Below are 10,263 nucleotides of genomic sequence, written 5' to 3' on the forward strand. Positions count from 1 at the left end.
GTTACGCGAAGCTGAAGGCGCTGTTGGGCGGTTTGGCCGTCCTCGGCTGCGGGGCCGTCTGGATGTCTGCGATCGGCCTGATGGAGACCTACCAGACTCTGGGCCTGGGCGGGACGTTCCAAGAGGCGCTCTCAATCCTGTCCGACCCGGATCCTTTAGGCGTCATGAGCGAGGCGGCGCAAGGCGGGACCGGCCTGAGGGCTCCCGAGGCGGCTTTGCACGTCATCATGCTCGGCTTGGCCGAGTTGATACTCGCGCTGGGCCTCTGCTCATGGCTCCCGCTGGGGACAGACGCGCTGTTCGGGCGCTTGATGCAGGGGCAGTCCGATCACCCCAGGGCGGAATCGTCGGTGCCTCGGAAGGTTGTGGCGGCGGTGTTCGTGGTGGCGGCGTTCGCCGCAGCCCTTCTGTCCTTGGTCGTGGCGTGGCAAGTGCTGCCGTTGATCTCCAGATTTGGCGGCAACCCGGACTTGGTGTGGCAAGGCACCGACGAGCGGGTGCTCGGAGTTGGGCCGTACCTCGGCGGTCTTGGCGTGATTGCCGCAGTGGCGTTGCTTCTGTTGCCAACATACTTTGGGCTCAGAGGGGTGTTGTACCGAGAAGCGCGGGGAGGGGAAGGTACCCGAACCGGAGGCGCTCGGTGCGTAGCGACGGGCTGGCCGACGTTTTGGCAGACCAAGCGCGGCTAGCTGAGGCGCGGTCAGGTCGAATGCGGGCAGGTCGGGCGGGGCAGACGACCTCGCGGCTCGGGCAAGTCGAAGCGCGGCTCGGCGCTAAGCGGCATCGGCGGCTGGGCAAAAGGGGGGCCGCGCCCGGAGGACACCCTTAGGCGTTCACACAGGCGCGGCCCCTTCTTGGTCCGGTAGCCGGAGGCTCCTGACGGCGGGTTATTGGTTCCGCCAGCGGCGGGCGGCACCCGTCGCAGCGGCGCCGAACAGGACCAGCAGCCCGGCGGCCAACGCCATGCCGTTGGCCGAGGTGCCGGTGAACTCCAGCTCGCGGTCGCCCGCCGCCGAGGCGGAGGCCGACCCGTGGGCCTGGCCCGCCAGGACAGTGGTGTTCTGCCAGCCGACCAGTTCCCCGGCGGATGTGTACACCGCGACCCGGTGGTTCCCGGCCGAGAGGGTCGAGGGCAGGGTGACCCGGATGTTGCCGTCCGCCGCGACCACATGGGAGCCCAGCGGGACCGGGGCGGAGAACGCGAACGCCCACACGGTCTGCCCGGCGTAGCCGGTCCCAACTTTGACGGTGATCTCCTGGCCCTGGTAGGCGCTGGCCGGCACCTCGATCCCGCCCTTGGCGGAGTCGACCAGATCAGGCTCGCCCGGGCTGAACGGCGCCTGCTCCGAAGGCGAAGCGGACGGCGGCGGGCCCACCGGAATGGACGGGGACGCGGACGGCCCAACCGGAACCGAAGCCGACGGCGACGGATCGACCGGCGCGGAAGGCGACGGCAGAGGCGAGGCGGAAGGGCCATCTGAAACGGAAGGCGACGGCGAAGGCGAGGCGGAAGGGCCAACCGGAACCGAAGGCGAAGGCGAAGGCGAGGCGGACGGGCTGGGCCCGGCGCCGCACAGCGGCACCGTCTCGGTTGCGGCAGAGTAGCCGGGGTTCCCCTCCAACAACACGTCACGCCCGGGCGTCAAAACCCCGTCAGGCAAGCACGTCAGCTGATTGTCTTCCAGGTCCAACCAGAACAGGCTGGTCATGCTGCCCAGGTTGTCCGGCAAAGAGGCCAGTTGGTTGCCGGACACGAGCAGCACCCCGAGATTGGGGAGCTCGACGATGGCGTCCGGCAGCGACGTCAACTGGTTGTCCTCCAAGTACAGGTCCGCCAGGTTGACCAGGTCGCCAAGCCCATTGGGCAGCGTCGTCAACTGGTTGCGGCTCAGCCCCAGCTCTGTGAGGTTGGCGAGTGAGAAGACCACCTGGGGCACCGTGGCGAACTGGTTGCCATTCAGGAACAGGCGCGTGAGATTGGCGAGGTTGCCAATGGCGTCAGGCAGGGTGGCCAATTGGTTGTCGCTCAGGAACAGCTCCGTGAGGCCCGTGAGGTTTCCGATGCCGTCCGGCACCGCGGTGAACTGGTTTAGGGTCAGGTCAAGCCCTGCGAGGCCCGTCAGGTTTCCGATGCTGTCCGGCAGGGTGGTCAATTGGTTGCTGCTCAGCGCCAAGTAGGTGAGGCCCGTGAGGTCGCCCATGCTTTCCGGCACGGCGGTCAGCTGGTTGCCCCATAGCCGGAGCGTTGTCAGGCCCGTGAGATTGCCGATGCTGTCCGGCAATGAAGTCAGCCGGTTGCCGCCCAGACTCAAGTCTGTGAGGCGCGTGAGGCTGCCGATGCTGTTCGGCAGGGACGTCAACTGGTTGGTGCCCACGCTCAACTCTGTGAGCCCTGTGAGGTTTCCAATGGTTTCCGGCAGGGACGTCAACTGATTGTCATACAGGTCGAGCCATTCCAGGGCGGTTAGGTTTCCGATGCTGTCAGGCAGGGACGTCAACTGGTTGGCGCCCAGGTTCAGGCCCGGAAGGCTGGTCAGGTTGCCGATGGTTGCAGGCAGAGAGGTCAGCTGGTTGTTGTCCACCCGTAGCTGCACAAGGCCTGTGAGGTTGCCGATGCTGTCGGGCAGCGACGTCAATTGGTTGCCCGGCAGCCCCAGGTCCGTCAAGTTCGCCAGGTCGCCAATGGCGCTCGGCAGGCTGGTCAACTGGTTGCCGCCCAGGTTCAGGTGCTCGAGGCTCCCAAGGTTGCCGATCGCCGGGGGCACCGACGCCAACTGGTTGTCGCCTACGAACAGGTGGACCAGGCTCGCGAGGCCGCCGATGGACTGGGGCAGCGACGTTAGCTGGTTGCCGTCCATGTACAGATACTCGAGGCTACCGAGGTTTCCAATGTTTTCCGGCAGGGAAGCCAAATTGTTGTAGCCCAGGTTCAAGTTGGTGAGACTCGTGAGGTTGCCCATCCCGTCTGGCAGGGACGTCAGCTGGTTGCCCCCCAGGTACAAGTTTGTCAGGCTGGTCAGGCCGCCGATTGTGCTCGGCAGCGAAGTCAACGCGTTGCCCGTCAGGTCGAGAGACCCAAGGTTGGCAAAGCTGCCGATTCCGTCAGGCAGCGAGGTCAGCTGGTTATTGGCCAGGGTCAGCTGCCATTGGAGATTGACAAGGTTGAAGATTGCCGCAGGCACGGTGGTCAACTGGTTGTCGCTCAGGCCCAACCCGAGGAGGTTGACCAGGTTGCCGATCTCCTCGGGCACGGTTGTCAGCTGGTTGCCTTCCAAGTGCAGATCCCTGAGGTTGACCAGGTTGCCGATGGTGTTTGGAACGCTTGTCAGCTGGTTGTTGCCCAAGTCAAGGCACCAAATGAGGCCCACCAGGTTGCCGATTTCGTCTGGGAGTGTCGTCAGCTGGTTGTCGCTCAAGTACAGGTGCTCAAGGCCCACCAGGTTGCCGATCCCGTCCGGCAAGGATGTCAACTGGTTGCGGTACAGGTACAGGCCCTGGAGGCCCACGAGGTTGCCGATCCCGTCCGGCAGGGACGTCAGCTGGTTGTCGTTCAGGCTCAGGGCGTGGAGGCCCACGAGGTTGCTGATCCCGTCCGGCAGGGTGGCCAACTGGTTGGTGCCCAGGTCGAGGGATTCGAGTTCGGAGAGGTCGCCCAGAGTGCCGGGAACGGACGCGATCTCGTTGTCGCTCAGGTCCAGGTACATCAGGTCAGCGAGGCCGCCGATGGCGTCCGGCACGGTCGTCAACTGGTTGTCGCTGAGGTTCAGTTCCCACAGGTCGTTCAACGCCCAGACGCAATCGGGCACGGACGTCAGCTGGTTGGCGCGCAGGTCTAGCGACCCGAGCTGGGTTAGGCCGCAGACGGCGTCAGGCACGGTGGCGAACTCGTTGTTGTCCAGGGCCAGGATTGTCAGGTTGGCCAGGTCGCCGATCCAGTCTGGGAGGGTTGTCAACTGGTTGCCGGACAAGCCCAGATTCTGAAGGTTGGCGAAGCTGCTTACGACGTCCGGCACGGCCGCCAATTGGTTGCCGCCCAGGCTCAGGCTTGTGAGGTTGGGGAGGTGAATCAGGTTGTCGAGGGCAGACGGGTCGTCCACCTGCCATCCCAAATACATGTCCGTGACCGTGTCCAATTGGGCCTGGGTTACGGTGTCGGTGTCGGTGTCGACGTTGACGCCCCCATAGCCCAGTTGTTCTTGGACTGCAGCCGCGATGGCGGGCGATCCGAACCAGGCTTCGAGGGTGCACCCTGTGGCGGGGTCGGCGCAGATTGTAGGGGCCGCCCAGGCGCCTTTGGTTATGGCGGCTCCGGGGATCGCCAGTCCGACCGCCGCGGCGGCGAGCGCGGCGAGTGCGACTCTGCTTCGGGAGAGGTGCGCGCCTTCGGTTCTCATTGGGGTCCTGCCTTCGTTGGGGGAATGAGCGGGCCGGTCTTGGCCGCGAGCGGCCCGCGAAGTCACCGCTTAGGCTACCAGCGAACGCCAAAGCAGGGCGGCCGTTGAGCCCGCCCGTGCCCCCAAGGTCAAATGCGGGCGAAGCTGTAGTAGGCGGCGCAGGCGCCTTCGGGGGAGACCATGCAGGTGCCGATTGGGTTTTCGGGGGTGCAGCCGGTCCCGAACACCCGGCATTGCCAAGGCTTCAAAAGGCCTTTCAGCACGGACCCGCATTCGCAGGCCGGCGGGTCGGCCACGCGCACGCCCGGCATTGAGAACCGCAGTTCGGCGTCGAACCGGCTGTAAGCCTCGGACAGCCGGTAGCCGGAGGACTCGATGAAGCCCAGCCCGCGCCACTCGAACGTGGGGCGCAGGGCGAAGACCTCCCGCATCAAAGCCAGCGCCGCGGTGTTGCCCTCTTCCCGGACTACGCGCGCGTATTGGTTCTCCACCGCGCGGCGGCCGGACACGTACTGTTCCAACAGCATCTCCACGGCCTGCAGAATGTCCAGCGGCTCGAAGCCCGTGACCACCAGCGGCAAGCCGTACTCGGCGGGGATGAAATCGAAATGCCGCGCCCCGACCACGGTCGCCACGTGGCCCGGCCCAATGAACCCGTCCAGGGCCAGCTCCTCGCCGTCCAACAGGGCCCGCAGCGGCGGGGCGATGGTGACGTGGTTGCAGAACACCGAGAAATTGGAAACCCCCAGGGCGGACGCCCGCGCCAGGGTCACCGCGGTGGACGGCGCGGTGGTCTCAAACCCGACCGCGAAGAACACCACCTCGCGGTCCGGGTTGTCCCGCGCGATCTTCAATGCGTCCAGCGGCGAGTAGACGAACCGGATGTCGGCGCCCCGCGCCTGGGCCTGAAGCAGCGAGCCGCCAGTGCCGGGCACTCTCATCATGTCGCCGAAGGTGGTGAAAATGACGCCGGGCTGGGAGGCGAGGTGCACGGCATCGTCCACCCGGCCCATCGGGATGACGCAAACGGGACAACCGGGGCCGTGCACAAACTCAACGGCGTCCGGCAGCAGCCGCTCCAAACCGTAACGGTAAATGGTGTGCGTGTGCCCGCCGCAGACCTCCATGAAGCGGACGGTCCGCCCCAGGCGGTCCGCCAGCGCGGCGATGGCTTTGAGCAGGCGTTTCGCGTCTTCCGGGTCGCGGAACTCGTCAACGTACTCCATGCCGCTACACGATCTCCGTTTCCATGAAGGCGTCCATTTCGTCAACGTACGGCTGCCCCAGCTTCTTGATCTGGTCCAGCGTGGCCGCCGCCTCGGCCGCGTCAATGGTGGAAAGGGCGAAGCCCACGTGCACCAGGACCCAGTCGCCCACGTCCACGCCCTCGTCCGCTACCAAGCGCAGCGAGATGGTGCGCCTGACGCCGCTGACGTCCACCGAGGCCAAATACTCGGCCGGATCCACCATCTGGACCACCTGGCCGGGAATCCCCAAGCACATGTCAATCTCCTAACCGCTGGCCGGGCAGGGCCGGGCCGTCAGCAAATCCTGGGCAACGGGTCGCCCACCAGCATGTCCACCAACCGCGCCCCGCCAAAGGCGTTGCGCACCACCACGGTCCCTTGCGGTTCCGCCACCACCGAGCCGATCAACGCGGCCTGGTCGCCGCCCGCCGCCCGCACCGCCGCCAGCGCCGTGTCCGCCGCCTCCGGTGGGACCACCGCCACGAAGCAGCCCTCGCTCGCCACGTAGAGCGGGTCGATCCCCAGCATGTCGCACGCCCCGCGCACCATCGGCTTGACCGGAATGGCCGCGTCCTGGAGTTCGACGCCCACACCCGCGGCCTTGGCCAATTCGTTCGCCACCGTGCCCAGCCCGCCGCGCGTCGGGTCCCGCATCCAGCGGGTGTCCGGCACGGCGTCCAGGAGCGCCTCCACCAGAGGTGTCACCGCCTTGGAATCCGTCTCGATTTCCGCCTCGATCGCCAGGTGCCCGCGCGCCATCATGACCGCCATCCCGTGGTCCGCGATAGACCCGGACGCCAGGATGCGGTCCCCGGCCTTGACCTTGTCGGCGCCCAATTCGCGTCCGGGCGGCACCATGCCTATCCCGGCGGTCGTGATGAACACGCCGTCCGCCGCGCCCCGGGGCACCACTTTGGTGTCCCCCGCCACTATGGTCACGCCCGCCTTGTTTGCGGCGGCGCGCATGTCCTGGACAATCGCGCGCAACTCCGCCACCGGGAACCCCTCCTCGATGACGAACGCCGCCGAGATCCACTTGGGCACCGCCCCGCTCACCGCCAGGTCGTTCGCGGTGCCGTTGACCGCCAGATCGCCCACGCTCCCGCCCGGGAACCGGATCGGGTTGACCACGTACGAGTCCGTCGAGAAGGCCACTTTGCCCCCCGGCACGTCCAGCACGGCCGCGTCTTGGAGTTCCGCGCTGGGCTGCCCGAACGCCTTGATGAAGACCGTCTCGATCAGCGTGGCGGACGCCTTGCCGCCGGCGCCGTGGGCCAGCGTGACGGTGTCCTCCGCCAGTTTGGGCCGCCGCCGCCGTGCCGCTTCGATCCGCGCCAACACCTCCGCCTCGGTGGGCCGCCGGGGTTCGCTCCGGTCCCGCCCTCCGGCCCGTTCTCTACCGAGAGCCGCCCAACCCGAGTCCGCCGCCGATGCCGTGCCCCCGCCCACCAGCCTCTCTCCTCCTTGGTCTTCGGTCACGTTCCGCCGCCTTTGCGATTGCCTGCCAGCGCCGCCGATGCCGTGCCGCTGTCTTCCAGCCCGCCTCCGTCTTGGTTTTCGGTCACGCTGCGCCTTTTGCCGCTGATTCCCGGCCGGTCGGCTGGTCGTTTACCCGTCCAATCGCCGCGCCGGCGTGGATGAGGACCAGGTCGCCGGCGGCGACCTCGCCGACCAGCGAGACGTCGACCGCTTCTGTTCCGGCCGCAGTCCTTACCAGGGCGTCTTCCCAAGCCCCCGCTGGCGGCTCGACCACTTCGGCGACGGTGCCTTGGTCCGAACAGGTGATGCAGGTCGGGCCGGAGCATTCCGTCGGTTCTACGGGGCGCACTCGATCATCCTAACGGGGCCGCGCCAACCGCCGCAGACGGCCGGGCGGCCGGCATCCCGCTGAAGCCGGCCCGGCCGCACCGTTTACCACCAGGACCATCCCATCGCGGGGAGCAAACTCAGTCGGCGGGATCCTCCATCCTTGTCGAAGTTGGGCCACCGGACGCCTTTGATCGACACCACGGTCCGGGTGGTGTCGATGACGGGTGCCCGGAGGCGGCCGCCCCGATTGGCGGCGGCCGCGTTTGCGCAGGTGGGGCCGCTGGGCGGGAATCGGGGGCCGCGATCGGGACACCGCGCATCGACACCACGGTCAGGGTGGTGTCGATGACGGGTGCCGCCGGCGCTGACCTGTCGGGCCCCTGCAGACCTCGGGCCGGGTCACGCCAACGGGGCGCGGGACACCGCGCATCGACACCACGGTCCGGGTGGTGTCGATGACGGGTGCCCGGAGGCGGCCGCCCCGATTGGCGGCGGCCGCGTTTGCGCAGGTGGGGCCGCTGGGTGGGAATCGGGGGCCGCGATCGGGACACCGCGCATCGACACCACGGTCAGGGTGGTGTCGATGACGGGTGCCGCCGATGCCGCCGCCCCGCCCCTCGGCATCGTCGCACTTCAGCGGAGCGGCCGGTCGCGCTTGCGGGCGGTCGGGTGTCCGGCTCTGCGCGAACTGCGACATCCGGCGGCCCTCAGACCCACTTGGCGCAGTTCTGGACAAGCGCAGCCGTCTTCTTCACGGCGCTACGACATGATCTTCGCCGTCGTAGAAGACCGACAAAGCTGTGTCCGTGACCATGAAGGCCGAACCGCCGTCTTCGAGGTCCTTGACGGTTCGGCAGACGAAGCCCACCTCCAGCGCCGTGCATTGGTACCGGTAGTTTGGGGGGATGGGGCCGCCGCCGGGTGTGAAGACGCGATCCAGGCCCATTTGCACCGTGAATCCCGGCCTGATGACGGTTGGTGAAGGCAGGCCGCCAGTAGTGACTGAGGCCGCGGCGCCGGGCTCGCCATCGCCCCAGATGTGAAGCGTGACCGCGTTCACCTCGCCTCCGGGCGCGCGCCAGCCCGCATTGTGAACATTCTCTTGGGGAGCGCTTCCGGCTGCGAAGACACAACTCGGCTCGCCCGTTTCGTTGGTAATGCAAGTGATGGTTCCCGTACGGTCGACAAACGCGTCGTTTGCGTTTATCGGCGTGGTTTGGGCCGAGGCCACCACCGGCGGATAGATGGGCACCTTGCCGTTCGGGAAGGCCTGTTCCCCGAGCCCAAGACTCAGCCAGATCGCTGGCCGAACGCCCACTCGGTCGTCAGAAGGATCAACCACGCCCCGGCCGCCGGAAGGGATCACGGCTCGCGTGGAGCCATCTTCCCAAGCGCTGCGCCACCACCAGCTTTTGTCACCCCCGAACTGATCCGTCAAGTCGGCCTCGCTCGGCCACGCTTCTGCTGCCGCCACCTGATCGTTCCCGAGTAGGAAGATCTCGTCCTCGGTGCCTTCCGGGCTGAGCGTGGTGTCCATGAGCTTCGCCCGAACAACGGGTGGTATGCCGGCCCGGAAAGTGTCGTTCAGCCACACGCGCAGATCGCTGCTTGCCCAGTCGCTTCCGCCGCTCGCGTCGAAGGAGCGGGTACACACTACCTGTTCGGCTACGAGCAAGACTTGATTGTGGCGGCGGTCCGCCACGAGCCAACCAATGTCTTGGGAGAACCAGTCGCCTCCATCAGTCGAGCACTCCGCCGTGCTGAAATACACTCCGCCAAGGCCAAACTTGACCCAGTCCCCCACGGCGAGGTCGGCATCGTCCAGGCTTCGGTACTCATGCGGGCTCGAAGGGGTGGCGGCCGCGGTGGCGACCGGCTTGACCGGCGGCTCAACGATGGCGACGACCAAGTAGCAGCCCCCTCCGGCCAGGGCGAGCGGCACCATCGCTGCGACGACAGTGGCCGCGCGCAACCGAACGGAGCCAGCCTGGCGTGGCCAGCAGACCCAGCGCACAAAGCGCGCCAGCGCCGCCAACAAGGCGGTCGCCAACGGAACGGCGAACAGCATAAGGGACAAGAACGACCCCCAGTGCTCTTCTAGCTCGGAAAGCCTGTGGCCGCTCCATATGTAGTCATACTCGCGGTCCGACAAATCGCCCAATCTCCCCACAACGGGATAGGCCAAAGCCAAGCCGGCCAGCCAGGTGACAACCCAAGCGGTCCGGCTCTTTGAGGCCCAGGTGAGGGCGAGTGCTGTGATCATCAGGACCACCAGCCCGACTGTGGCCACGTGCGCAAACCAGGATGGCGCGAAGCCCGGCGGCCAGGAGCCTCGCAAGACCATCACAGCTGTGATGACTACCGCCGCAACAGCGGTGACGACTGTGTTGCGCGACTTCAGCGATTCCCTTTGCCGCGACTCCGAGGCCTTGCTGGCCAGCCGAACAGAAGTCAGCACCCCCAGCGGGACCAGCAGTCCGATCCCGGCGAGTTGCCTTCCCGGCACCGGATTCCACGGGCCCAAGGGGACGATCAAGAGCAGGAATCCCGCGCACCCGGCCGCCAGGCAGACTCCGCCTATCGCGGCGGCCTTGCCCCTCATTTCGGGGCCGCCGACATGGTTTGGCCCCCGCTCACCAATTCGCGGGAGGCCGGCGACAACGCCAGCGGCAAGCCGATCATTGTGTTCGCGGTCGCCCCGCGAGACTCGACCGTAGTCATGGCTCTTCCTTCCACTCCGTCAACCAGGTTTGCCGTGCTGTAGGAAAACGTACCGCTGGGGGCGGCGCGGGCGGGTCTGCTCGCAGCAGACA

The 10,263-nt window shown here is 67.0% G+C and carries 8 protein-coding genes; 1 reads left to right on the top strand and 7 read right to left on the bottom strand.

Annotated features, from left to right (window positions below; genetic code table 11):
* The coding region (locus LBC97_06505) for a hypothetical protein (protein MDR2565700.1) at positions 1-689 on the top strand (689 nt) is incomplete at its 5' end.
* 198 nt (positions 690-887) lie between these two features.
* Here LBC97_06505 and LBC97_06510 read toward each other — a convergent pair.
* The 7 genes from LBC97_06510 to LBC97_06540 form a co-directional block, all read right to left on the bottom strand.
* Positions 888-4,394 carry a leucine-rich repeat domain-containing protein gene (locus tag LBC97_06510; protein MDR2565701.1) on the bottom strand — a complete coding sequence of 1,169 codons (3,507 nt, stop codon included), beginning with the start codon at positions 4,392-4,394 and terminating at the stop codon, positions 888-890.
* A 128-nt stretch (positions 4,395-4,522) separates the two neighbouring features.
* Entirely contained in the window at positions 4,523-5,620 is a 1,098-nt protein-coding gene (hypD, locus tag LBC97_06515; GenBank protein ID MDR2565702.1) for a hydrogenase formation protein HypD, read from the bottom strand.
* A gap of 4 nt (positions 5,621-5,624) precedes the next feature.
* Positions 5,625-5,897: a HypC/HybG/HupF family hydrogenase formation chaperone gene (locus LBC97_06520; protein ID MDR2565703.1), complete on the bottom strand. Its 273-nt coding sequence runs from the start codon at positions 5,895-5,897 to the stop codon at positions 5,625-5,627.
* A 38-nt stretch (positions 5,898-5,935) separates the two neighbouring features.
* The gene (gene hypE, locus LBC97_06525) at positions 5,936-7,120 is read right to left on the bottom strand and encodes a hydrogenase expression/formation protein HypE (protein MDR2565704.1); all 1,185 of its coding nucleotides are present in this window, start codon (positions 7,118-7,120) and stop codon (positions 5,936-5,938) included.
* Positions 7,121-7,202: 82 nt separating this feature from the next.
* Positions 7,203-7,469, bottom strand: coding sequence for a HypC/HybG/HupF family hydrogenase formation chaperone (locus tag LBC97_06530; GenBank protein ID MDR2565705.1), 267 nt, complete (start codon positions 7,467-7,469; stop codon positions 7,203-7,205).
* A 732-nt stretch (positions 7,470-8,201) separates the two neighbouring features.
* Positions 8,202-10,052 carry a DUF6273 domain-containing protein gene (locus LBC97_06535; protein MDR2565706.1) on the bottom strand — a complete coding sequence of 617 codons (1,851 nt, stop codon included), beginning with the start codon at positions 10,050-10,052 and terminating at the stop codon, positions 8,202-8,204.
* Positions 10,049-10,263 (bottom strand): hypothetical protein (locus LBC97_06540; protein ID MDR2565707.1); only part of this gene is annotated, 215 nt, incomplete at its 5' end. The genes LBC97_06535 and LBC97_06540, both read right to left, overlap by 4 nt.

Source organism: Bifidobacteriaceae bacterium (genome assembly GCA_031281585.1).
Lineage (GTDB): Bacteria > Actinomycetota > Actinomycetes > Actinomycetales > WQXJ01 > JAIRTF01.

Excerpts from the sequence above, each read along its gene's own strand:
- LBC97_06510 (MDR2565701.1), bottom strand. The coding sequence starts at position 4,394 with ATGAGAACCGAAGGCGCGCACCTCTCCCGAAGCAGAGTCGCACTCGCC.
- LBC97_06520 (MDR2565703.1), bottom strand. The coding sequence starts at position 5,897 with ATGTGCTTGGGGATTCCCGGCCAGGTGGTCCAGATGGTGGATCCGGCC.
- LBC97_06535 (MDR2565706.1), bottom strand. The coding sequence starts at position 10,052 with ATGAGGGGCAAGGCCGCCGCGATAGGCGGAGTCTGCCTGGCGGCCGGG.
- hypD (MDR2565702.1), bottom strand. The coding sequence starts at position 5,620 with ATGGAGTACGTTGACGAGTTCCGCGACCCGGAAGACGCGAAACGCCTG.